Source organism: Rhizobium sp. F40D2 (genome assembly GCF_051810745.2).
Taxonomy (GTDB): Bacteria; Pseudomonadota; Alphaproteobacteria; order Rhizobiales; family Rhizobiaceae; genus Rhizobium.
In genome coordinates this window covers 517,737-539,836 of record NZ_JBPWQX020000002.1, presented here as the reverse complement: position 1 = coordinate 539,836, position 22,100 = coordinate 517,737, and the positions used below count along the sequence as shown (strand labels likewise).

Below are 22,100 nucleotides of genomic sequence, written 5' to 3'. Positions count from 1 at the left end.
GCACTCTTTCCACGTCGGCGAGAGCGACCTTGAGCCGAATTTACAGAGCGCGACGGCTTGGCGCGACGACATCGGCAGGATATGCAAGGAAATCGGGTTTGGGGAAATGAAAATGGGGGAAGAAGAGGGCGCCTCACGGCGACCGATCGCGAGCCGGTCGTCGCGCTGGGCGATCGGCTTGAGCGCATGGCTGGTGCGCACCGGCGTCACGCCGAACGGGATTTCGCTTTTCTCGATCCTGTTTGCCGCCATCGGCGCGGCGCTGATCCTGCTCACAACGCACCCAATCGCCATGATCGGCGCGGCGATCTCGGTGCAGCTGCGGCTCGTCTGCAACCTGCTCGACGGCATGGTCGCAATCGAAGGCGGCAAGAAAACCAAGAGCGGGCCGATCTATAACGAATTCCCCGACCGGATCGCCGACAGCCTGCTGCTCGTCGCGGCCGGTTATGCCTGCGGCTTTCCCTCTCTTGGCTGGCTTGCTGCGCTGCTCGCCGCACTCACCGCCTATATCAGGGTCTTCGGAGGATCGGTCGGCCTTGCCCAGGACTTCAGCGGCATCATGGCCAAGCAGCGCCGCATGGCGGTGTTGACCGCCGGCCTCGTTGCCCAGAGTGTCGAGACGCTGGTCTTTACCAGCCATCGGTCGCTGATCCTGACCTCCGCCATCATCGCGGCCGGCAGCCTCGTCACCTGCATCACGCGCACGATCACGCTTGCCCGTTCGCTGGAGAGACCATGATCCCTCTTATCCGTCGTCTTCTCGTGCTGCTCGTCCGTATCATGGTCGGCGCCCGAAGCGAGTGGCGGGGCTGTTCGCCCGACACGCGCCGCCGCATCTATTTCGCCAATCACAACAGCCATGTCGATACGGTCGCCGTCATGGCCGCCCTGCCGTATCAGGTGCGGCGGCTGACGCATCCAGTTGCGGCGCGCGACTATTGGGGAACCAACGCCTTTCGCCGTTTCATCGCCGAGAAGGGCCTGCGCGCCGTCCTGATCGACCGTAAGCCCCTGCCGGACAGCAACCCGCTGGAGCCCCTCGAGCGCCTGCTCGAAGAGGGGCGTTCGATCCTGATTTTTCCCGAAGGCACGAGAAGCGCCACCGAAGAGATCGCACCGTTCCGTAGCGGCATCTATCGGCTGGCCTGCCGTTTCCCCGATGTCGATCTCATACCGATCCATCTCGACAATCTGCAGCGAATTCTGCCGAAAGGAAGCATGCTGATCGTCCCGATCACCTGCACTGCGCGTTTCGGCAAGCCGCTGCGCGTCGAGCCGGGCGAGGAAAAGAATGCCTTCCTGGCCCGCGCCCGGGCCGCCGTCATCGAGCTCGCAGACGGAGGGGCCGCCAGATGAACAGCCTGTTTTCCCTGGTACTTGCCGCGATCCTCAGCCTGCTTGCCATCGCCTCGGCGATCGGCTTCATCCTGCAGCGGCGCGCGACCGAGCCCGGCTCCGTCGCCACCGTCCACAACCTCAACGCCCGTATCCGCTCCTGGTGGATCATGGTCGCCATATTCGGCGCCGCGATCCTGCTCGGCGATACGGCAGTGGTCATCCTGTTCGCATTCCTCTCCTTCATGGCGCTTCGCGAATTCTGGACGCTGACGCCGTCGCGGCGCGGCGACCATCTGGCGCTTTTCTTGTCCTTTTTCGTCGTCCTGCCGGTGCACTATGTGCTGCTCGGAACGTTATGGTACGGTCTCTTTGCGATCTTCATCCCCGTCTATGCCTTCTTGATCCTGCCGGCGGTGGCGACCCTGACCGGCGATGTCAACGAATTCCTGGCGCGCAGCGCCAGGGTGCAATGGGGCCTGATGCTGACGGTTTATTCGATCAGCCACGCACCGGCGCTGCTGATGCTGCAGACCGGCACGTCGTCGGCACTTCTTCTCGTCTATCTCGTCATCGTCGTACAACTCAGTGACGTCTTCCAGTATGTCTGGGGCAAGCTTCTCGGAAAGCACCGCTTCTCGCCGAACATCAGCCCGTCGAAAACGCTCGAAGGTCTGATCGGCGGCGGCGCCTCGGCCATCCTCGTCGGCACGCTGCTCTATCGCCTGACGCCGTTCTCGCCGCTGCAGGCCGCGGCCGTCAGCACCGTCATCGTCGTCGCCGGCTTCTTCGGCGGCTTCGTGCTGTCGGCGATCAAGCGCGATCTCAACGCCAAGGACTGGGGCTATGTGATCGAAGGCCATGGCGGCGTGCTCGATCGTCTTGACTCCATCACCTTCGCCGCACCGCTGTTCTTCCACATCGTCCGCTACTGGTTCACCGCCTGAGGTGAGGCCGCGGGCGATTGTTCAAAACCGGTCGATATCCTCAAGACTCTCGAGCAGCCGGCGCTGAACATCCCGCTCCTGCTTGCTGATGGCGGTCACCAGCCTGTCCATCGTTCCCCGCAAGCCGTGTAACTGGTCGATAAGGTCCATGACGACATCGACGCCGGCTTCGTTGACGCCCATGTCACCCATCAAGTCCAGGATGAGCCGGGCGCGCGCGACGTCGGCGTCGCGAAACTGCCGCCCCTCGTCTGACATCTCCGGGATCAGCCAGCCCTGTTCGATCCAGAGATCGAGCTGGACGACATCGATTTTCAAGCAAAGACGGAATTCGAGATCATCCATGATCAGGCCTCCATGTTCTTCCTCGGATCGTAAGGATTTGCCGCCGCCCATTCTTTCATCAGGGCCGTCAGCCGTTCGTCGGGGATGTCGGGCAGCATGATCTTCAGGGCGACATAGACGTCTCCGTGCCCGCCGCCGCGGGTGGCAGCACCCTTACCCTTGAGCCGCAGGACCTTGCCGGTATTCGAGTGCGGGGGCAGCGTCAGATTGACAGGACCCGATGGTGTCGGCACGCGGACTTTGCCGCCGAGTACCGCCTCGCCGAGCGAGATCGGCAGTTCCAGGCGGATGTCGTCGCCATCACGGGTGAAAAAACGGTGAGGTCTCACGCGGATTTCGATAAGGGCATCGCCCGGCGGCCCGCCCTCAATGCCCGGCTCGCCCTTGCCGCGCAGCCGCAAGGTCTGGCCGTCCCGGGTTCCGGGCGGAATCTGCACATCGAGCTGCGGCCCGTCCGGCAGCTTGATTTCGGTCCTGGTGCCGTTGACGGCCTCGAGAAAATCGACCTCCATGGAGAACCGCCGGTCCTGGCCATGACTGCGCATCCTGCCGCCGCCGGCGCGGCGCGAAAAGAAATCGGCAAAGGAATTGTCGGCATCGGCGAAATCGGCAAAGCCGGAACTGTTGCGGTAAGGATTGCCGGGATCGTTCGCCGAGGCATAGTCGCGGTAATAGCTCCGTTGCGCCCGCTCGGCGCCCGTTATATCGATCTCACCGCGATCGAAGCGCCCGCGTTTTTCCACATCGCTCAGGATCTCGTAGGCGGTCGAAATTTCCTTGAACCGTTCCTCGGCCTTTTTGTCGCCGGGGTTAAGGTCGGGGTGAAGTTTCTTGGCGAGCTTGCGGAATGCGCTTTGAATATCCTTCTGCGACGCATCGCGTTTCACGCCCAGAAGCTCATAGGGATCCTGGCTCATGCATATCTCCGGTCAAGGCAGTCGATACTGCCGGTTGGCTTACCAGAGATATAGGCTCTTAGGCCGCCGCCGGGGAGGGGAGACCGCATGCCGATCTTCGAAAGCCAATCGGCACATTGGATTAGAGCAGCGCTCTGTCTTCTGCTTGCGCCTCCGAGCCGGAGTGCCTGCGATCAAATCGTCGATCGATAAGAACCGAGCATCCGGCGTGGCGCACGACCTTGTCGACGATCGAGGAGAAGACGTAGTCGGTAATATCGCTCACATGCGATGACAGCAGAATTAGATCGGCCGACGTCTCCCCGGCGACTGCGACAAGCAGGGAGGCGGCAACCCCGACGCGAACCTCGATCGTGGCCGGAATCTCGAGCTCCTTGCAGAGCACTGCAAGTTTCCTTTCAGCGTCGGCGATGGCTGTCGTCTCGAATTCCTCGGGAAGCTCCGTCAGGTGACGGTGCGGGATATTTTCGATGACGTGCATGACGACGATGCTTCCGCCTTCATCCACCAGCGCCGCCGCCCGGCGCAGGAGGCGGTTTGCCGTTTGCCTTGAACCCATGCCGATGCCGCAGATGATTGTTCGATACATTGATATCTATGTCCTGAAATGCAAATAACCGCCCCCAATCATACCTCCATCGACCGTGTCTGCTTTGACAAAAATCAAACAGAAATGCGCAAGACCCCTTGGCCGGCGGACCAAAACGCCCCTTAAAGACCAGGGTTCTGCCTGTTCGGCGCAATTGACTGTGGCCCGATCGGCCATAGCTCTCATGCAATGCCGCCACACTATGGGGGTTCACATGCCGGATTTTGCGATTATCGGAGCGGGCGCGATGGGGAGCGCTGTCGCCAAACGGCTGATCGACCATGGCGCCACGGTGCTGACATGTCTCGAAGGTCGCAGCGAGCGGACGATCGCGCGGGCTGGGGCAGCCGGCATGGTGCCGGTCGGCAGGCAGGATCTGGCGAAAACTGCGCTCATCCTGTCGATCGTTCCGCCGGCGGAAGCCACAGCCGTTGCCGGGCTCGTCGCGGAGATATCGTCAGGGCTACAGGCGCCGCCGCCCTTCATCGACTTCAACGCGATTGCGCCGAAAACCATGCAGGCATTGGCGGCACGGTTCGGCGGCAGCACTGTGGAAGTGTTGGACGGCGCCATCATCGGCGGGCCGCCGGTTGCCGGCAAACCAGGACCGACCCTCTATGTCAGCGGCGATAGCGCGGAGCGAAGCAGGCTGCTCGAAGATCACGGCTTGCGGATCCGCAGGCTCGATGGACCGCTCGGCGCGGCTTCGGCGCTGAAGATGTGTTATGCAGGCATCAACAAGGGCTTTATCGGCCTCGGCGCCGCGATGCTGCTTGCTGCATCCCGCTCGGGCGCTGCCGAAAGCCTGAAGGTCGAACTCGCCGAAAGCCTTCCCGATGTCGACCGCAAGTTTTCGAAATCCATTCCCGACATGTATCCGAAAGCCTATCGCTGGGTCGCCGAAATGCAGGAGATCGCCGATTTCCTCGGAGAGGACGATCCGGCGGCAACGATCTTCCGGGGCATTGCCGGCGTTTTCTCCAGGCTCGCCGACGACGTGGAGGGCGACCACGCGCTGGTCAGGCAGTTGGACGAGATCCTTGGCTCTCCGGACACCGGCAGTGCGATGGTCATGCCATAGCTCTTCGCCGCCATGCGGGCGGCCAGCGGACGCCTGATGCGGCCATCCACCCGCATTTGCTAATATTCTGACGATTGTGTGAAGCCACCCCGACCCCTCTGACAAACCGCATCGCCTCTGCTATGTCAGGAAAAATGCGGTGGCCAGCCGATTGCCGCCGCGCTCTATCCGATCAATGCCAGGAGTTTGAAAGATGAGCGGTTCTTCCGATTACGTGCCCCCGAAGGTCTGGACCTGGAACAAGGCGAATGGCGGCCAGTTCGCCAGCATCAACCGCCCGATTGCAGGAGCGACGCATGACAAGGAACTTCCGATCGGCCGTCATCCGCTGCAGCTTTATTCGCTGGGAACGCCGAACGGCCAGAAGGTCACCATCATGCTCGAGGAACTGCTGGCGCTTGGCCATAGCGGTGCGGAATATGACGCCTGGCTGATCAGAATCGGCGATGGCGATCAGTTCGGGAGCGGCTTCGTTGCGGTCAATCCCAACTCGAAGATCCCGGCGCTGATGGACCGCAGCGGCGAAACGCCGATCCGCGTCTTCGAGTCCGGCGCCATCCTTACCTATCTCGCCGAGAAATTCGGCGCCTTCTTGCCGACCGAGCCGGCCGCCCGCGCCGAATGCCTGTCATGGCTGTTCTGGCAGATGGGCAGCGCCCCCTATCTCGGCGGCGGCTTCGGCCATTTCTATGCCTATGCGCCGACGAAGATCGAATATGCGATCGACCGCTTCGCTATGGAGGTGAAGCGCCAGCTCGACGTGCTCGATCGTCGCCTGGCCGAGAGCGAGTATCTGGCGGGCGGCGATTACACGATCGCCGATATTGCCGTCTGGCCGTGGTATGGCGGCCTGGTGAAGGGCTGGACCTATGGCGCGGCCGAATTCCTGCAGGTCGACGACTATAAGAACGTGCGGCGCTGGGCCGACGCGATCTTCAGCCGCCCGGCCGTACAGCGCGGACGGATGGTCAACCGCCTCTCCGGCGAGCCGGCGAACCAGTTGCACGAACGTCACGACGCCAGCGACTTCGAGACCAAAACGCAGGACAAGCTGGCTGCCGCAAGCTGAAGTAAGTCCCACTTCGAAAAAGTACCATGCTCCGCCGCACTGACGCCGGCGGAGCATCGGAAGACTGATAGGCCTCAGTTCTTGAGCGTGTCTTCCAGGAAGAAGCGGCCGAGCGGGTTCTGGTAGAAATTCTCGATATTCTTGCGCGTGACGTTGATATAGGGGCTGTAATAGAGGTCGATCCAGTTGACGTCGTCCTTGGCCATCTTCTGCAGATCCACATACATCGCTTCGCGCTTCTTCGGGTCGAGCTCGAGGCGTGCCTTGGCGACCAGTTCCTTCACCGCCTCATTCTTGTAATTGGTCGCATAGTTGTTGTTGGAATCGTGGCCGAGCACGAAGGTCGTCTTCTGGTCCGGATCGAGAATGTCGTTGGTCCAGTAATTGACTGAAATGTCGTAGTCGCCGGCAACCGTCATGTCCCATTCCTGGCTCGGGTCAACCTTCTGCAGGTTGGCCGTGATGCCGGCCTTCTGCAGCTGCTGCTGGACCAGCACCGCCGTCTGTTCGTCGACTTCGTCGCCGGCGCGGACCAGGTAATTCAGGGTCAGGTCGGAGGCGCCGGCCGCGGCCAGCATCTCCTTGGCCTTCGCAGGATCATAAGGCCGCTGCAGATTGTCCGCGTAATAATAAAGCGCGCCCTTCGGGATGTAGGAATTGGCGACCGTGCCCTGACCGAAGGTGACGGTGTCGACAATCGCCTTCTTGTCGATCGCCAGATCCAGCGCCTGGCGGACCTCCTTCTTGCCGAGCGCACCATGTGCATGGTTGATCAGCAGGTGATCCTCACGGGTCGAAGCGTCGATATCGACGTTGAGGTTCGGGTCCTTCTTCAGCTCCTCTACGCGAGAAAAGGGCACGAAGATCGCCGCATCCAGTTCGCCGGCCTGGACGTTCAGCATGCGGGTATTGTCGTCGGGCACCGAGATCCACTCGACGCCGTCGAGCTTGACGCGGTCGGCCTGCCAGAAATTCGGGTTCTTCTTCAGAATGACCCGGTCGCCGCGGCGCCATTCCTCGACGGTGAACGCGCCGGATGCGATCGGTTTTTCGGCATAGGCGTCGGACCCAAGCGATTCCATGCCCTTCTTGGAGATGACGGAGGCATTCGGCAGCGCCAGCGTCGACAGGAACGGCGCGGACGGGTTTTTCAGCTTGATCGTCAGCGTATGCGCGTCGGTGGCGACCGCCGTGTCGATCACCTTGTAGGAATCGCTCCAGAGCGAGGCGGCATCGTCGCGGATGCGCAGCAGGCTGTAGGCGGCGTCTTCCGCCGTCAGCGGCGAACCGTCCGAGAATTTCGCGTCACGGATCTTGAGTGTATAGGTCAGCCCGTCATCCGAGGCGGTCCAGCTTTCGGCAAGGCCAGGCTCCAGCTTGGTGCCTGTCTTGTCGACGCGGATCAGCACATCGTAGACGTTGGAGAATACCCAGTTGTCGATGTTCTGTGCAGTCTTGATCGGATCGAATGTCGTCGAATCCTCGCGCCGGCCGATGGTGAGCACTCCGGCGGCCTCGGCATAGCTTGCGCTAAGCGTCAGGCCGGCGAGCAAGGCTGCGAGCCCGATTGATTTCCACCTGCTTTTCATAAATTCGTTCCCTTCGTTGTTATGGCATGCGTTTGATGGGTTGGATCGGTATCGATTGCCGATCGTCCCTGCCGCCGGCGCCGTGCAGCAGCGGCTTGTCAGGATCGATGTCGGGAATGGCGGCGATCAGGGCCGCCGTATAGGCATGGCTCGGCCGCGCGAAGACCTCCTCGGAACGGCCTTGCTCGACGATCTCCCCGCGATACATCACGACGACGCGTTCGCAGAGATTGCGCACGATCGCCAGATCATGGGCGATGAAGATCAGCGTCAGGTTCATCTTTTCCGTCAGTTCACGGAAGAGCTCGATGATCTGCGCCTGGATCGTGACGTCGAGGGCGGCAACGCATTCATCGGCGATGATCAGCTTCGGGTCGACGGCGAGCGCCCGGGCGATGCCGGCGCGCTGGCACTGACCGCCGCTCATGCTGCGCGGTTTGCGGCCGGCGAATTCGCGTTCGAGGCCGACGAGATCGAGCAGTTCGTCGATCCGCGCCGGGATATCGGCCTTCGCCACCTTGCCGTGCACCTTCAGCACCTCGGCCAGCATCTGCCCGATCGTTAGCCGCGGATTGAGCGCATTGTAGGGGTCCTGGAAGACCATCGCCGTCTCGCGCCTGAGCTTTGCCAAGCCAGCACTTTTCTGCACGGCCAGATCGACGCCGTCGAAGGTGACATGGCCGGAGGAAAGCGGCGTGAGGCCGAGCACTGCCCGGGCAAGCGTGCTCTTGCCGCTGCCCGATCTCGCCGACGATGCCGACCGTCTCGCCGGGCATGATCTGCAGGCTGACGCCGCCGACGGCGCTGACCGTCTTGGACTTGCCCTTGAACAGGCTGCCACCGACCTTGAAGCGTACGTGTAAATCGTCGATTTCGAGCAGCGGTCTCACCGGCCGGCCTGCTTCGGCGACCTCAGGCTGCGACACGGGCGTTTCGCCGGGCATGGAAGGATGGCTATTGATCAGGTTGATCGTATAGGGATGCTGCGGCCGCGCGAGGATCGCCCGCTTCGGCCCCTCTTCAAGCAGCTTGCCGCCGCGCAGGACGGCGATGCGGTCGCAGGTCTGCGCGACAATGCCGAGATCGTGGGTGATCAAAATGATCGACAGCCCGCGCCGATCGCGAATCTCCATCAGCAGCCGCAGGATCTGCGCCTGGATAGTGACGTCGAGCGCCGTTGTCGGCTCGTCGGCGATCAGGATCTTCGGGTTGCAGGACAAAGCCACGCCGATCATCGCCCGCTGCCGCATGCCGCCGGAAAATTCGTGCGGATAGCTGTCGTACTGGCGCACGGGCTGGGGAAACCCGACCTGCGCAAGGATGTCCACGGCCGCCGAGCGGGCTTCACCGCTGCCAAGCCCCTGATGATAGCGGATGCCCTCGGCAATCTGGTCACCGATCTCGCATCACCGGGTCGAGATGGCTGGTCGGGTTCTGGAAGATCATGCCGATCTTGCCGCCGCGCACCTTCAGCATCTCGCCGTCGGCGACCCGCATGAGATCGCGCCCTTCGAGCAGCACCGAGCCGCTGTCGATCTTCAGCAGCGAGGATGGCAGCAGGCGCACCAGCGAACGGCAGAACAGGCTCTTGCCCGAGCCGCTCTCGCCGACGAGACCGAGGATCTCGCCCTTGCCGAGATCGAGCGAGACCGCATCGAGCAGTGTGCGCCGGCCGGAATCCACATGGGCGCTGACGGTGAGATCGCGGACGGACAGCACGGAGCCGCTCATTCATGCACTCCCAGCAGTTCGCCGAGCGCGTCGCCCAGCATGCTGAAGCCGAAGGCGAGGCAGACGATCGAGAGGCCCGGAAACAGCGTGATCCACCAGGCGGTGGTGATAAAACTCTGTCCCTCCGCGACCATGACGCCCCATTCGGCGATCGGCGGCTGAACGCCGAGGCCGAGATAGCTGACGGCGGCGCCGCTAAGCAGCACCAGCGTCGCATCGGACATCGAAAAGACGATCGAACCGGCGATCGCGTTCGGCAGCAGGTGGCGGAACATGATGCGCGAGCGGCTGAAGCCGAGACTGACGGCGGCAACGGCATAGTCGCTGCCTTTCAGCACCAGCATCTGCGCCCGGATCAGCCGCGCATAGGAAACCCAGCCGACCAGCGCCATCGCGATATAGAAGCTGCCGAGGCCCGGGCCGAGGATCGCGATGATCGACAACATCAGCACGAGAAAGGGGAAGGCGAGAATGATATCGACAAGACGCATGAACAGCGCATCGACGATCCCGCCGAAGAAGCCGGCGATCGTGCCGACCGTCGTGCCGATCAGGAAGGGGAAAATGACGCCGATCAGCGCCATCTGCAGGTCGAGGCGCGCGCCCCAGATGACGCGCGAGAGGATATCGCGGCCGAAATTGTCGGTGCCGAACGGATGCAGCAAGGAAGGCGCCTGCAGGCGCACCTCGGCGTTCTGCATGATCGGGTCATAGGGCGCGATAACGGGCGCGGCGATCGCCAGCAGGACGAAGAACAACAGCAGGCCGGCCCCAACGACAAGCATCGGCTGGCGGCCGAAGAGCCGCCGCCAGGCAGGGGCAGGGGCGATCGCCTCGAGGCTCATAGCGTCACCCTTGGATCGACGGTGACGGTGACGATGTCGGCGATGAAATTGATGAGCACGGTGGCGCAGGCAAAGACCATGGCAACGCCCTGGACCACCATATAGTCGCGTGAAAAGATCGCCCTGACAAGCAGTTGCCCCATGCCGGGCAGCGCAAAGACGGTTTCGACCACAACGCTGCCGCCGATCAGCCAGCCGATATTGACGGCAAGCAGATTGATCGTCGGCACCAGCGAATTCGGTAGCACATGCCGCCAGAAGACGATGCCTTCGGGCATGCCGCGGGCGCGCGCCGCCGTCGCCACATCCGATTTCAACTGCTCGATCATCGCCGCCCGCAGACTGCGCGTCAGCACGGTCGAGAGCGACAGCGCGACCGTCAGGCTCGGCAGCACGAGATGCGACAGCTTCTCGCCGATCGTCGCGCCATAGCCCGAAACCGGCAGCACGCCGAGTTCGACGCTGAAGAGAATGATCAGCATCAGCCCCAGCCAGAAGGGCGGGAAACCGATGCCAAGGGTCGAGACGATACGCACCGCATGATCCGGCGCCCGGCCGGCATTGCGCGCGGCGATCGAAGCCATGGGCACTGCGATGAGGACCGACAGCACGACGCTGGTAACGACGAGCGCCAGCGTCGGCTCGATGCGGGTGACGATCAGCTTCAGCACGTCGATCTTGTAGAGGATCGATTTGCCCATCTCGCCGTTGGCGAGGTTCTTGAGGAAATAAACATATTGCAGCCACATCGGCTGATCGAGGCCGTACTGGGCGCGGATGCTGGCAAGGGCTGCCGGCGTCGCGCGCGTGCCGAGGATGTTGCGCGCCGGATCGCCGGGAATCAGCCGGACCAGAATGAAAGTAATGACGCTGATGCCGAAAATGACCGGCAGGAACTGCAGCGGCCGCATCAGAACGAATTTATAGCGATGCATGACGGCGATCGCCCCTCTGTCTTCGTCGGGTTGGAGCCGATTTCATTTGCATCAGGCTGCCTTGTGCCGTGCTAGAAAATCGAGAAGCGCCGGATAATAATTCTGCGGGTTCTCATAAAACGGCATGTGGCTGGCATTGGCAAATACCTTGAGTTCCGCATTCGGCAGAGCAAGCTTCATCCTGAGCGCGCAGGCCGGGGTCAGTTCGTCATGCTCTCCCGTCGTGATCAGCACCGGCAGCGTCAGCCGCGGCAGATCGGGGATGCGGTTCCAGTCCTTGAGGTTGCCGATATAGAGAAATTCGTTCGGCCCCTGCATGGTCTCATAGGGCGCCATGTTCCAATCGTCGAGCGAGCGGCGCAACGGGGCCGGCCATTCCGCCAGACGGCAGACGTGGCGGTAGTTGAGAATGGTGACGGCTGCGAGATATTCCGGGTGATTGTAGGTGCCCTGCGCCTCGTGCTTCTGCATCATCGAGACCGTTTCGGGACCGAGTGCCGCTCGCAGCCGTTCCAGTTCCGATATCAGATGGGGCATGTCGGCGACGGTATCCTCGAGGATCAGCGTCTTCAAATTCCCGGGATGGGTCAGCGCGTATTCGATCGCCAGCCACCCACCCCAGGAGTGCCCGAGCATATGGACCTTGCCGAGCCCCAGCGCGTTGCGCACGGTCTCCGTTTCCTCGACATAGCGGCCGATCGTCCAGAGCGATGGATCGTCGGGCCGATCGGAGGCGCCGGTGCCGAGCTGGTCGAAGGCGATGACGCGGTAGCCCTTGTCGATCAGGCAGGAATGCGCCTCGCGCAGGTAATCGCAGGGCAGGCCGGGTCCGCCATTCAGACAGAAAACCGTCTCGCTGCCGGTCCCGAAGCTATAGGCAACGATGCGATGACCATCGACATCGATCTCGAACTGCTGGTCCGGCCGTATTTCACGCCACATTGATCGCTCCGGCAGAAGATTTCGCTTGCTCAATATTTGGGCATGGTTAATTTTTTATCGAAAATCTCGCTCCGTGCCAGCTATAAGAAGTGATAGGGTGGGGTGCATGCCGAACCGGGAGCTGCCCATGCTTGACGACATCGGAACGATCAGACGGCAGTTTACGGCGCACGAAACGCTGGACGGCCGGATCGACCAGGCTTTCGAGGCAATGAAGCAAATCGGCTTCGAGGCGCTGATATACGACTATACGCCGGTGCCCTACGATCTCGACGGCGCGATCATGATACCGTCCCTGCTGAAACTCCGGAATATCGCGGACGACATGCACGACTATTGGTTCGACCGCGGTTATTTCCGCATCGACCCGGTCCAGCAGGTGGCGCTACGCAGCACGGCGCCGTTCTTCTGGAACTACGACACCGATGCCGACACACTGATCAACCGCTTCATGAGCGACGATACCGCGCCGGTAGCGCGCTACCTGAACGAACGCGACATGTCGACCGGCGTCACCGTGCCGGTCCATATGCCGGGCGGCGACTATGCGACGGTCACCGGCATCCGCTTTGGTGGGAACAGTGAGTTCGAACGGCATGCGCTACGTCATATCGCCGACTTCAACCTGCTGGCCCATGTCTTTCACGAGACGGCCTATTCGCTTTTCGACAAGAAGGCGTTGAGCGTCGGCACGGTCCGCTTGACCGAGCGGGAACGCGAGTGCCTGCGCCATTCCGCGGAAGGTTATTCCGCCAAAGAAATCTCCCGGATCATCGGCCGTTCGGTGCCGACCGTCGTGATGCATCTCAATACCGCGGCAAAGAAGCTCGGGGCGCGCAACCGCACCCAGGCCGTGGTGCGCGCTACCCATTACCGCCTGCTCGAGGACCGACCGACCGATCATTGGTCACCCTATAAGTTGTGATAGCTGCCTTCGCCGTTGCTGCCGCGTTATGGTTTCCGACATGCCAAGAGATGGAGACGCCGGTGGCCGAAATCGTGACGAATGAAGCCTATTTGCCTTTTCACGACCATCGCACCTGGTATCGTGTCACCGGATCGCTGGAAAGCGACAAGCTGCCGCTCGTTGTCGCCCATGGAGGACCCGGCTGCACCCATGATTACGTCGATTCCTTCAAGGACATAGCTGCGCTCGACGGCCGTCCGGTCATTCACTACGACCAGCTCGGCAATGGCAACTCCACCCGCCTTCCCGACAAGGGGCCGGATTTCTGGACGGTCGGCCTGTTTCTCGAAGAACTGGACGCGCTACTTGCCCATCTCGGCATCCAGCATCGTTATGCCTTTCTCGGTCAGTCGTGGGGCGGCATGCTAGGCGCCGAACATGCGGTGCGCCGGCCGCAAGGCCTGAAGGCGCTCGTCATCGCCAACTCACCGGCCAACATGCACACCTGGGTTTCGGAAGCGAACCGCCTGAGGCGGGAATTGCCGAAGGAGGTGCAGGACACGCTGCTGAAGCATGAGCTGGCGGGAAGCCTCACCGACCCGGATTATATCACCGCCTCGCGCGTCTTTTATGACCGCCATGTCTGCCGCGTGGTGCCGTGGCCACCTGAGGTGGCGCGGACCTTCGCGATCATGGACGCGGACAACACCGTCTACCGCAACATGAACGGCCCGACCGAGTTTCACGTCATCGGCACGATGAAGGACTGGACGATCGAAGACCGGCTCGACCGCATCGAAGCGCCGACGCTGCTGATCTCGGGGAAATATGACGAGGCGACGCCCCTGGTGGTCAGGCCCTATCTCGAACGCGTTCCCGGCTGCGAATGGGTGCTCTTCGAAAATTCCAGCCACATGCCGCATGTCGAGGAAAAGCAGCTTTGCCTGGCGACCGTTTCCGCTTTCCTGTCTCGGCACGATTGAGAAAAGCACTGACGGCCCATGGCGATCATTGATCGCCTGCTGGCGGTGGCCTATCGACGAACCAGCCATTTCTTGGCGACGCGGCAGGCCATCGTATAGGCCGGATCAAAGACATTGCCGACGTCGTAACGCACGACCTGGCCGAGCAGATGACTGGCCGCCGTCCTGTCCAGGCCATAATCCGACGCCAGCCAGGTCAACATTTCGCTGGTCGCATGCTGGAGTGCCTGGTCAAGGGGCCTGGCGTTGCCGATGGTGAAGATGTCCTCGGCGGTTTCCCCGCGCGGCCAGACCAGCCCGGCCTTCTTTTCCACCGTCAGCCGCACGGTGACTTCGAAGGTGGTCTCGATGCCGGTTCCGACAATCTCGCCATCCCCCTGCACGGCATGGCAATCGCCGAGAAAGAACAGGGCGCCCGGAGCCGACACCGGAAAGCGAACCGTGGTGCCGGGACCAAACAGCCGATAGTCCATGTTGCCGCCATATTCGCCGCTGGTCGCGGTCGAGATCGCCTGGCCGAGGCTGGGCGCCACGCCGAAACAGCCGATCATCGGGGCGAGCGGCAGAACGAAATTTTCCAGGCCAGCGACCGGCTCGGACAGCCGGACGGTCAAGGCCTCGCGATCAATGGCCCAGATGGCGACATCGCGCGGCGGCAGGTCACGCACCGTCTCGGGATCGATCACACCGGCGGCGACGATGCTTCGGGTAAACCCCGTGTCTCTGGTCGGGATCATGCTGATGATCTCGACCGTCAGCGCATCGCCGGGCTCGGCGCCTTCCACGAAGATCGGGCCGTTCATCGGATTGCCGCCGGTTGCCTGCTTGATGCCGTCCTTGTCATGTCCGGCGGCGTCGAGCGTCTCGGTCACGACGGTGTCGCCATCGGCGATGCGCAGGACCGGCGGAAGGGAGCCGATGACATTGTGAAAGCTTGTCGGGATGAGGCGGTGAGTGGTCATGAGAATACAGCTCTCGCTGGTTTCGAATGTCAGGAGCCTGCAGCTGGACTGCCCGGCGGAGACGGCTGGACTAAATCAGAGATTGCCGGCGATGCCAATATCCGCAGCACCATTCGGGCCTTTCTTCGATCTCGATGATCGGTCCGGTAGCCAAGAGCCGATATAGGTCGCGCCGCGCTTAAGACGCCTCAGCCGGTCGAGCGAATCATCGGTCACGATGCGGGCGAGCAGCGTGATGGCCGCGTTCTGGACGATGTTCTCCAAAGACGAAGGGTGCGCCATTTGTGACATGACTTGTGGCGGTTTTGCTTGTTGGTGAACGGGTAGGACGGCTGCTACGGCGGACGACATGTCTTTACGGCCAATCACGGCAGCTGGTGAACGGTCACGTTCGGAACGACGTCCCGGGCGATCTCGCAGAGATGCCAGTGATGCGTGAGGTAGATGACCTGTCCGACCTTCGCCATTTCGCCGAGCAGGCGAAACACCTCTTCGGAGCGAGGATTGTCGAAGCTCTCCATAATGTCGTCGGCAACGAAGGGCACGGGCCGGCGAAGCGCTGCGAACTCCTCGTAGCCTGCCAGCCGAAGCGCGAGATAGAGCTGGAACTGCGTACCCGTCGACATTGCGTCGGCAAGCTTCGAGCCGCCATCGCGTGACACGCCGATCAGTATTTCCCTGTCCCGGTCGGGCTGGGTCGTCAGGCCGGAATAATTGCCGCCGGTGATCAGACGAAAGGCTTCCGATGCGCGGTTCATCATCGAGCTGCGATGTTTTTCGCGATAGATATGCAGCGCCTGCTCGGCGGCAAGCGTGCCGGCACGGAGCGTCAGATGCCGCACGGCGAGTTCCTCGATCTCAATGAAGGTGGTTCGGCGCTTGGCTTCGATCCTAGCCACCGCGTCGTCCCCGCCGACGCCCTCGAGCTTCTGCCGCGCCAGCGACACGTCGGAATAGAGAAGCTTCGCCCGCTCGGTGAGATCCTCGATCCGGGCGTCAAGCTCCATTGCATCGCGCTCGACGGCATCCGCGTCGACATCCGCAAGGCGACGTTCGGCCTCGGAAAAACTCGCTGCACGCAACGCCTCGGTGATCTGGCCGCGCAGGATGGCGGCCCGTTCCTCCAGCCGGTCGCGCTCTCGGGCCTGGTTCAAGAATGCATCGACCGAAGCAAGCGAATCCGTACCGAAATAGCTGGTCAGCTCGTTCTTGCGGGCATTGTGAACGGCCAGTTCCTCCTCCAGCGCCCGTCGTTTCTCAAAGTGTTTTTCGAGATCCGCCTGCCGGTCTGCCCGAAGCTGAGCCGCATGCCGCGCTGCCTCATGGCGCTCCACCAGCGCATGGGCCGAGGCGAGCGTATCGGCTGCCAGTTGGCTGAGGCCGCAGTCAGCGAGAAGACCGGCAATATCACCGCGGAATTGCTCCTGGTCGCGCTCCATCGCGGCAACGCGGCTTCCAAGGTCATCCCGTTCCTTCAGGATGGCGGGCAGTGTGCCGAGCGCATTCAGCATGGCGCGGACCGCGGCCATCGAGCCGGCCTTATCGGCAAACCAGGTGCGCGAGAGGGCCTCCGCCCATTCCCGGTCCCAGGACCCTATGGTCGCTTCCGCCTCCTTCTGGTCGCGCTCGCGTTCCCTGAGATCGTGGCTGAGGTCGCCGATGGCCTTCTCATGCGCCTGCCGCGCCGCCCGCTCGGCTTTGCCGGCGGCAAGCATCTCATTTGCAGTCTGCATCAGCTCGGTAACCGGCAGATGGTTTGCGTCACCAAGACCGGCTTCCGCAAGACTGGCCGCAAGCGTCGCGGCATGCCCGTCCAGTTCGCCGCGGAGCGCGTCCACCGTCTCTTCGGCCCGCTGCAGATCACCCCAGGCGGCCAGCGCCGCGGCCCGCCTGGTGCTCCAGGTCTCGAGTGCGGCAATACGCGCTAAAGCTTCGGCGTCATATTCGATCGTGCCGGGCAGCAGACTGCGGATGCGTTCGGCAAGGACATCATGTTCGGCGCGCGCCTCGGCAAGCAGTTCCCTTTGCCGCTCGATAGCTGCTGCCGTTGCCGCTTCCGTCTGCCGGAGCTGGCGCAGTTCCGCCAGTTCCTGCGCCCGCGACAGCCGGCCGGCGGACGCCATGTCGTCCTGCCGCATCCGTTCTTCGAATGCCCGGGCCGTGGCGGCGTTCAGACCGGCAAGATGAGCCTGCCAGGCGGCATCGCGTTCACTGCGCAGCTTCATGGCCTCGGCATCGTCTATCGAACCGCCGGCAATGAAGGCTGCGATCCGGGCTTTGGTCAGCGCCTGCTCGGTGCCGAGATCGCGAAGCCGCGCTTCGTGGTCCCCAATCCGTTTGTCGACAGCAGTGGCCTGGCCACGCCAGGCCTCGATCTCGCGAGGCTCCGCCGCGGTCGTCCGCTGCAGGGCGACGGCATCGCCTGTCCAGGGTGCGAGCTGTGCGAACTGCTTCTCCTGCATTCGCTTCGCCTGGACAAGTGCCCGTTCTTCCATGAGCAGCCGCGTTGCGAGATCAGAGCCCGCCAGCCGGCTCAGGGCGGCCTCGATGCGGCCAAGCCGCGCGGGATCGAGAACCGCAGCTACGTTTTGCGAGCCGTCGTCCTTGCCCAGCCTTTCGAGATTCTCCCGCGCTCGCAACAGTTCGCGATCAGCCGCAGCCAGTTGCGCCTCGACGCCGGAGCGCCGTTCGATGAGATCGCGGATGATGCCGATCAGCGAGGCGGGCAGCAACAACGCCTCGGGCGTTGCATGGCCCGGCTGTTCCAGATCGGTCAGAAGCCGGACCAGCACAGCTTCCTGTTCGGCCAGCGCCAGCCGGCGCTTCGGCAGGTCGCTCTCAGCCGCGAGATAGCGCGCCCGGCCCTGATCCAACATGTCCATATGCGCGGCGAGCACCAGCGCCTTGTCGTCGATCGCGATCGCCTCGATCTCGTCCGTAAGCTGGCGCAGCGTGCGGTCGGCAGTCTCGAGAAGCGCCTGCAGCCGCGTCTCATCGCGGGAAAGCTGCGGCAGCAGCGTGAACCATTCGGATGGCGGCCGCGGCAGATCGCCCATGCCGGATGCATCAGCCTCCAGCCGCCGGAGCTCCAGCGCCGCAGGCAGGGCGCCGAGAAGGCGCGTCAGTTCCTGATGCCGGGCCTTGGCCCCGGCCAGTTCCCGCGCGGTCGCGGTATAGGCCACGTCAGCCTGCTCGTAGGTCGATTTCAGGGCCGAATAGGTGGAGGCAAGCGTGTCGATGGCATTGCGCTCGATCTTCAGCGCCTCAAGCGAGCGTTTGAGTTCCGCGAGCTTCGAGCTCGGCGACCGCTTCTTGTAGATCACATTGGCTTCGTCGGCGGCCGTCACCAGCGAACGGCTGAGGCCGGCAAGGCCCGAGCTTGCCGAGAATAGCAACTCGCCGAGTTCGCCCTTGCTTTGTATGATGGCGTTGCCGCCTTCCTTGAGCGACTGATCGTCAAGTGAAAACATGGTGCGATAGGCTTCGCGACCGATGCCGCCGAGTGCGCCGGCGAGCAGCGCCTCGTTCACAGCCTGCCCCCGATCGTCGACGAGACTGCCGGTCCGGAGCTTGAGCCGCGCCATCTCGTATTCCGCGCCATCGAATTCCAGCCGCGCGCCAACCTTCATCGTGTTGTAGGGATGCAGGAAATTATAGGTGCTGCGCTCCCCTATGCCGTAGAGCAGATCGAGGTAGGCGGCAAAGGTGGTCGATTTGCCCGCTTCGTTCAGGCCGTAGACGATGTGCAGGTCGGGCGAGCCCGGACGGGCCGTGCTGAAATCGATCGAGTGATCGGTGAACTTGCCATAGCGGATGAGGTCGAGGCGGCGCAGACGCATCAACTCTGTCCCCGGTCCGCAGCCTTCATCCGGGCGGCGATGTCCTCGGCGCCGTTGGCGAGAAGGGTGTCGATAAAGCGTTCGAAGCCCGCCTCGTCATGCCCGGCAAATGCCCGGCTCTCGGGCGGCAGGTCGGCGAGCAGGTCCCGAACCATCTCCCTGATATCGCCGCGAAAGCCGCTGCGGGCGATGACCTCGTCCCGCATCAGCGCACCGAGTCCGACGACGGGATCGGCGGCGGAGGCGCCTGCAACGGTCAAGGGCGCGTCGAAGGCGAGTTCCAACTTCTCGATCCAGGTCCGGCCGATCAGATCGCCGCGCTGCTCGGCTTCCGCTTGCATCAGATCGATATCGCGGCGAAGCTGCCAGGAGAGCGGTGTGCGGCCGGAGAGCCGCAGGCGCGCGACAAGATGCGGCGACACCGTACGGTCGCGCCGCGCTGTCAGTGCCGTTTCGACCGCCATGGCCGCATCACGCCAATCATCGACACCCGTGAGGTCGACATCGACGCGCTCGAACTGCGCGATGCTCGTGCGCCGCTCCTCGACCGTCACCGTCCGGTCGTCCGCGAGGGTCACCAGCGATACGGTCTTGGCGCCCGACTCGTTGATGTCGCGGCCCTGCGGCATGCCCGGCATGATGATCGTCGCCGCGCCGGGATGATGGCTGCGCTGGTGGAGATGGCCGAGCGCCCAGTAATCGAACCCCGAGGCGTGAAGGTCGAGCACGTTGCAGGGCGCATAGACGTCATGGCCGGCCGATCCGGCGAGGCTCGTGTGCATGATGCCGATATTGACCGCACCCGCCACCGGCGGCTTGAACTTCGGCAAAGGGGTCCGGCGCGTGCGGCTTGGCGAAGCTCAAACCGTGGATCGCGACAGACAGGCTGCCCTTCGTCGCCTCCACGGTCTCCGCATGGCCGCCGAAGATCTTTACCGTATCGGGCATCACCAGTTCCCTGGCGATCTTCGACATCGCATCGTGATTCCCGCGGATCTTGAAGACGACAATCCCCGCGCGGTGCAGCCGTTCCAGCTGGCTTGCCAGGAAGCGTGCCGTCTTCATAGACGTCTGCTCGCCGTCATAGAGATCGCCGGCGATGACCAGCGCATCGACCTGCTCCTCAAGGCAAAGGTCGACGATCGCGATCAGCGCCTGTCGGCTGGCGTCACTGACGAGATTGGCCAGATCGGCGTTGCGAAGCGCCAGCGACCGCAGGGGAGAGTCGAGATGGAGATCGGCGGTGTGGACGAAACGATAAGCCATGAATGCCGAACGCGTTGCGATAGAATGATGAGCGGGGCCGTCGGACAGATAACCGCGAGGTCGCTGTCACCTGACCGTAAGCATCAGAATATGGAGCACGCGCCCAAGGGGCGCGAGCGAAATGGGCCCGGCAAACCGGCCCATCCACAACCAATGTTGCTCGACCAGCGGCGGCACCGCGGCTGGTGCACCCTGCTGCCCCAGCCGTCATTGTTCCATAACATGCATTACGCCACACGCGTTTGTAACCGCAAAGTTAGAATGTCCTACTTTAGCAAAGTTAGAATGTCACGCTCCCCGCGCTTGATAACGCGGAGACGATCAGATGGGATTGATAGCGATGAGCGAGCGCGACCTGCAGCGGATCGAAGTTTTGTCGAAGGTAGCGGCTGGCCGTATGACGATGGTGTCGGCGGCACATGTGCTCGACGTGAGCACGCGCCAGGTCCGGCGTCTGTTGATGCGGATGAGCGTTGGTGGTGCGGCATCGATCCGGCACAAGGCGATTGGCCGTCCGTCGAACAATCGGATCGGCGACGGCGTTCGGGATTATGCAGTGACGCTGGTTCGCGAACACTATGCGGACTTCGGTCCGACCCTGGCTTCAGAGATGTTGGCTGAGCGGGATGGATTGTGTGTGTCGCGCGAGACGCTGAGGCGCTGGATGATCGATGCCGGCATCTGGTTGTCGCGCAAGCAACGTCGGACGTTTCATCAACCGCGGCTACGACGCGAGGCCTATGGCGAGCTGGTGCAGATTGATGGCTCTGACCATCGCTGGTTCGAAGACCGAGGCGATCCCTGTTCGTTATTGGTGTTCATCGACGATGCGACAGGCAAGTTGATGCAATTGCGGTTCGTACGGTCGGAAAGTGCGTTCTCGTATTTTGAAGCGCTAGGGCTGTATTTACGTGAACATGGCGCGCCGATAGCATTCTATTCAGACAAGCATTCGGTGTTCCGGGTGGCAAAGAAGGATGCCAGAGGTGGTCAGGCCATGACGCAGTTCGGGCGTGCACTCTGTGAGCTAAATATCGAGATTCTTTGCGCAAATTCAAGTCAGGCTAAGGGCCGCGTCGAACGGATGAACCGGACATTGCAGGATCGCCTGGTCAAGGCACTGCGACTTGCCGGGATCGACAGCATGGAAGCCGGCAACGCGCTTCTGGCGAGTTTCATGAGCCGGTATAATGCTCGATTTTCGATCGCCCCTGCCCGTTCAGATGATTTGCACCGACCGCTGAATCTGGCGCCGGATCGATTGACGGAGATCCTGTGCAAGCGCGAGCAGCGTTACGTCGGAACACAGCTAACATTTTCGTTTGAACGCAAGCGGATCATGCTGGCGGAGACCGAGGTGACGCGTGGTCTGGTTGGCCATTATGTCGAGACCTATGCCTATGCAGATGGTCGCCTCGATGTGCGCTGGAAGGGTTATTCCCTGCCCTACAAAGTGTTCGACAAGGACCAGCGGGTGACGCATACGGCAATTACCGAGAACAAACGGCTCGGGGATATTCTGGCTTACGTCAAGGAGCGCCAGGACCAGCATGTGCCGCCGGTCGTCAAAACCAATAGTGACAAAAACGGCTATCAGAAGCGTGGCCGCAAGCCGAGGACAGATTACATGAACGATCCGGCGGTGATTGCCCGGCGAGAGAAAGCGCTGTCGAGACCTGCCGCGGAATGAGTGATCGTTTGAATAGCCTCAAAGCTCACATGAGGATTTTGGCGTCAAGATCAATCATGGCTTCATAGCGTGCCCCTTCGATTTCATATCGAACCCATGGTCTGAGCCACCTTGCTTGACGCGGC

Annotated in this window: 18 protein-coding genes and 2 pseudogenes; 8 read left to right on the top strand and 12 right to left on the bottom strand. The window is 62.3% G+C overall.

Annotated features, from left to right (window positions below; genetic code table 11):
• The first annotated feature begins 112 nt into the window (after positions 1–112).
• The 3 genes from ACS4RS_RS27240 to ACS4RS_RS27230 are packed head-to-tail and all read left to right on the top strand — an operon-like array spanning position 113 to position 2,285.
• The gene (locus ACS4RS_RS27240; RefSeq protein WP_439013133.1) at positions 113–742 is read left to right on the top strand and encodes a CDP-alcohol phosphatidyltransferase family protein; all 630 of its coding nucleotides are present in this window, start codon (positions 113–115) and stop codon (positions 740–742) included.
• Positions 739–1,359 carry a 1-acyl-sn-glycerol-3-phosphate acyltransferase gene (locus ACS4RS_RS27235; protein ID WP_439013132.1) on the top strand — a complete coding sequence of 207 codons (621 nt, stop codon included), beginning with the start codon at positions 739–741 and terminating at the stop codon, positions 1,357–1,359. Before ACS4RS_RS27240 ends, ACS4RS_RS27235 begins: the two co-directional genes overlap by 4 nt.
• Positions 1,356–2,285, top strand: coding sequence for a phosphatidate cytidylyltransferase (locus tag ACS4RS_RS27230; RefSeq protein WP_439013131.1), 930 nt, complete (start codon positions 1,356–1,358; stop codon positions 2,283–2,285). The genes ACS4RS_RS27235 and ACS4RS_RS27230 overlap by 4 nt, the downstream gene beginning before the upstream one ends.
• 21 nt (positions 2,286–2,306) lie before the next feature.
• Here ACS4RS_RS27230 and ACS4RS_RS27225 read toward each other — a convergent pair whose 3' ends face one another.
• From ACS4RS_RS27225 to ACS4RS_RS27215, 3 genes are all read right to left on the bottom strand, one after another.
• Positions 2,307–2,630, bottom strand: coding sequence for a chaperone modulator CbpM (locus tag ACS4RS_RS27225; protein WP_439013130.1), 324 nt, complete (start codon positions 2,628–2,630; stop codon positions 2,307–2,309).
• 2 nt (positions 2,631–2,632) lie between these two features.
• Positions 2,633–3,547: a DnaJ C-terminal domain-containing protein gene (locus ACS4RS_RS27220; protein WP_449314045.1), complete on the bottom strand. Its 915-nt coding sequence runs from the start codon at positions 3,545–3,547 to the stop codon at positions 2,633–2,635.
• Between the two features lie 121 nt (positions 3,548–3,668).
• Positions 3,669–4,136 (bottom strand): universal stress protein, encoded by a 468-nt coding sequence (locus tag ACS4RS_RS27215; protein WP_439013128.1) that lies wholly within the window; start codon positions 4,134–4,136, stop codon positions 3,669–3,671.
• A 214-nt stretch (positions 4,137–4,350) separates the two neighbouring features.
• Between ACS4RS_RS27215 and ACS4RS_RS27210 the strand changes: the two genes are divergently transcribed.
• Together ACS4RS_RS27210 and yghU are read left to right on the top strand one after the other, a co-directional pair.
• Positions 4,351–5,217: a DUF1932 domain-containing protein gene (locus ACS4RS_RS27210; RefSeq protein WP_439013127.1), complete on the top strand. Its 867-nt coding sequence runs from the start codon at positions 4,351–4,353 to the stop codon at positions 5,215–5,217.
• A gap of 193 nt (positions 5,218–5,410) precedes the next feature.
• Positions 5,411–6,286: a glutathione-dependent disulfide-bond oxidoreductase gene (yghU, locus tag ACS4RS_RS27205; RefSeq protein WP_439013126.1), complete on the top strand. Its 876-nt coding sequence runs from the start codon at positions 5,411–5,413 to the stop codon at positions 6,284–6,286.
• 74 nt (positions 6,287–6,360) lie between these two features.
• On the opposite strand, the gene ACS4RS_RS27200 is transcribed toward yghU, so the two are convergent.
• From ACS4RS_RS27200 to ACS4RS_RS27180, 5 genes and pseudogenes are all read right to left on the bottom strand, one after another.
• Positions 6,361–7,875, bottom strand: a complete 1,515-nt coding sequence (locus tag ACS4RS_RS27200) for an ABC transporter substrate-binding protein (RefSeq protein ID WP_439013125.1) — start codon at positions 7,873–7,875, stop codon at positions 6,361–6,363.
• Positions 7,876–7,894: 19 nt separating this feature from the next.
• Positions 7,895–9,606 (bottom strand): annotated as a pseudogene (locus ACS4RS_RS27195) (dipeptide ABC transporter ATP-binding protein).
• Complete coding sequence (locus ACS4RS_RS27190) at positions 9,603–10,451, bottom strand: ABC transporter permease subunit (RefSeq protein WP_439013124.1); 849 nt, start codon at positions 10,449–10,451, stop codon at positions 9,603–9,605. The pseudogene ACS4RS_RS27195 and the gene ACS4RS_RS27190 overlap by 4 nt, the downstream one beginning before the upstream one ends.
• Entirely contained in the window at positions 10,448–11,386 is a 939-nt protein-coding gene (locus tag ACS4RS_RS27185; RefSeq protein WP_439013123.1) for an ABC transporter permease subunit, read from the bottom strand. The genes ACS4RS_RS27190 and ACS4RS_RS27185 overlap by 4 nt, the downstream gene beginning before the upstream one ends.
• Positions 11,387–11,437: 51 nt before the next feature.
• Complete coding sequence (locus ACS4RS_RS27180; RefSeq protein ID WP_439013122.1) at positions 11,438–12,328, bottom strand: proline iminopeptidase-family hydrolase; 891 nt, start codon at positions 12,326–12,328, stop codon at positions 11,438–11,440.
• A gap of 127 nt (positions 12,329–12,455) precedes the next feature.
• On the opposite strand from ACS4RS_RS27180, the gene ACS4RS_RS27175 reads away from it, so the two are divergent.
• Entirely contained in the window at positions 12,456–13,253 is a 798-nt protein-coding gene (locus ACS4RS_RS27175) for an autoinducer binding domain-containing protein (RefSeq protein WP_439013121.1), read from the top strand.
• A 62-nt stretch (positions 13,254–13,315) separates the two neighbouring features.
• Positions 13,316–14,218, top strand: a complete 903-nt coding sequence (locus ACS4RS_RS27170) for a proline iminopeptidase-family hydrolase (RefSeq protein WP_439013120.1) — start codon at positions 13,316–13,318, stop codon at positions 14,216–14,218.
• A gap of 50 nt (positions 14,219–14,268) precedes the next feature.
• Here ACS4RS_RS27170 and ACS4RS_RS27165 read toward each other — a convergent pair whose 3' ends face one another.
• The 4 genes and pseudogenes from ACS4RS_RS27165 to ACS4RS_RS27150 form a co-directional block, all read right to left on the bottom strand.
• Positions 14,269–15,180 (bottom strand): acetamidase/formamidase family protein, encoded by a 912-nt coding sequence (locus tag ACS4RS_RS27165; protein ID WP_439013119.1) that lies wholly within the window; start codon positions 15,178–15,180, stop codon positions 14,269–14,271.
• A gap of 75 nt (positions 15,181–15,255) precedes the next feature.
• A complete protein-coding gene (locus tag ACS4RS_RS27160) occupies positions 15,256–15,462 on the bottom strand; it encodes a hypothetical protein (RefSeq protein ID WP_449314044.1) in 207 nt (68 codons plus the stop codon).
• Positions 15,463–15,545: 83 nt separating this feature from the next.
• Positions 15,546–19,019 carry an AAA family ATPase gene (locus ACS4RS_RS27155; protein WP_439013117.1) on the bottom strand — a complete coding sequence of 1,158 codons (3,474 nt, stop codon included), beginning with the start codon at positions 19,017–19,019 and terminating at the stop codon, positions 15,546–15,548.
• Positions 19,019–20,285: pseudogene (locus tag ACS4RS_RS27150) on the bottom strand (metallophosphoesterase family protein). Before ACS4RS_RS27150 ends, ACS4RS_RS27155 begins: the two are co-directional and overlap by 1 nt.
• Positions 20,286–20,610: 325 nt before the next feature.
• On the opposite strand from ACS4RS_RS27150, the gene ACS4RS_RS27145 reads away from it, so the two are divergent.
• A complete protein-coding gene (locus ACS4RS_RS27145) occupies positions 20,611–21,975 on the top strand; it encodes an ISNCY family transposase (protein ID WP_439013116.1) in 1,365 nt (454 codons plus the stop codon).
• The last annotated feature ends 125 nt before the right edge of the window (positions 21,976–22,100 follow it).

Bases quoted from the DNA above. Each gene is read 5' to 3' on its own strand.
- yghU (WP_439013126.1), top strand. From the start codon at position 5,411: ATGAGCGGTTCTTCCGATTACGTGCCCCCGAAGGTCTGGACCTGGAAC.
- ACS4RS_RS27230 (WP_439013131.1), top strand. From the start codon at position 1,356: ATGAACAGCCTGTTTTCCCTGGTACTTGCCGCGATCCTCAGCCTGCTT.
- ACS4RS_RS27185 (WP_439013123.1), bottom strand. From the start codon at position 11,386: ATGCATCGCTATAAATTCGTTCTGATGCGGCCGCTGCAGTTCCTGCCG.
- ACS4RS_RS27145 (WP_439013116.1), top strand. From the start codon at position 20,611: ATGGGATTGATAGCGATGAGCGAGCGCGACCTGCAGCGGATCGAAGTT.
- ACS4RS_RS27200 (WP_439013125.1), bottom strand. From the start codon at position 7,875: ATGAAAAGCAGGTGGAAATCAATCGGGCTCGCAGCCTTGCTCGCCGGC.
- ACS4RS_RS27220 (WP_449314045.1), bottom strand. From the start codon at position 3,547: ATGAGCCAGGATCCCTATGAGCTTCTGGGCGTGAAACGCGATGCGTCG.
- ACS4RS_RS27210 (WP_439013127.1), top strand. From the start codon at position 4,351: ATGCCGGATTTTGCGATTATCGGAGCGGGCGCGATGGGGAGCGCTGTC.
- ACS4RS_RS27160 (WP_449314044.1), bottom strand. From the start codon at position 15,462: ATGGCGCACCCTTCGTCTTTGGAGAACATCGTCCAGAACGCGGCCATC.
- ACS4RS_RS27155 (WP_439013117.1), bottom strand. From the start codon at position 19,019: ATGCGTCTGCGCCGCCTCGACCTCATCCGCTATGGCAAGTTCACCGAT.
- ACS4RS_RS27180 (WP_439013122.1), bottom strand. From the start codon at position 12,328: ATGTGGCGTGAAATACGGCCGGACCAGCAGTTCGAGATCGATGTCGAT.
- ACS4RS_RS27190 (WP_439013124.1), bottom strand. From the start codon at position 10,451: ATGAGCCTCGAGGCGATCGCCCCTGCCCCTGCCTGGCGGCGGCTCTTC.
- ACS4RS_RS27225 (WP_439013130.1), bottom strand. From the start codon at position 2,630: ATGGATGATCTCGAATTCCGTCTTTGCTTGAAAATCGATGTCGTCCAG.
- ACS4RS_RS27235 (WP_439013132.1), top strand. From the start codon at position 739: ATGATCCCTCTTATCCGTCGTCTTCTCGTGCTGCTCGTCCGTATCATG.
- ACS4RS_RS27175 (WP_439013121.1), top strand. From the start codon at position 12,456: ATGCTTGACGACATCGGAACGATCAGACGGCAGTTTACGGCGCACGAA.
- ACS4RS_RS27240 (WP_439013133.1), top strand. From the start codon at position 113: ATGGGGGAAGAAGAGGGCGCCTCACGGCGACCGATCGCGAGCCGGTCG.
- ACS4RS_RS27215 (WP_439013128.1), bottom strand. From the start codon at position 4,136: ATGTATCGAACAATCATCTGCGGCATCGGCATGGGTTCAAGGCAAACG.
- ACS4RS_RS27165 (WP_439013119.1), bottom strand. From the start codon at position 15,180: ATGACCACTCACCGCCTCATCCCGACAAGCTTTCACAATGTCATCGGC.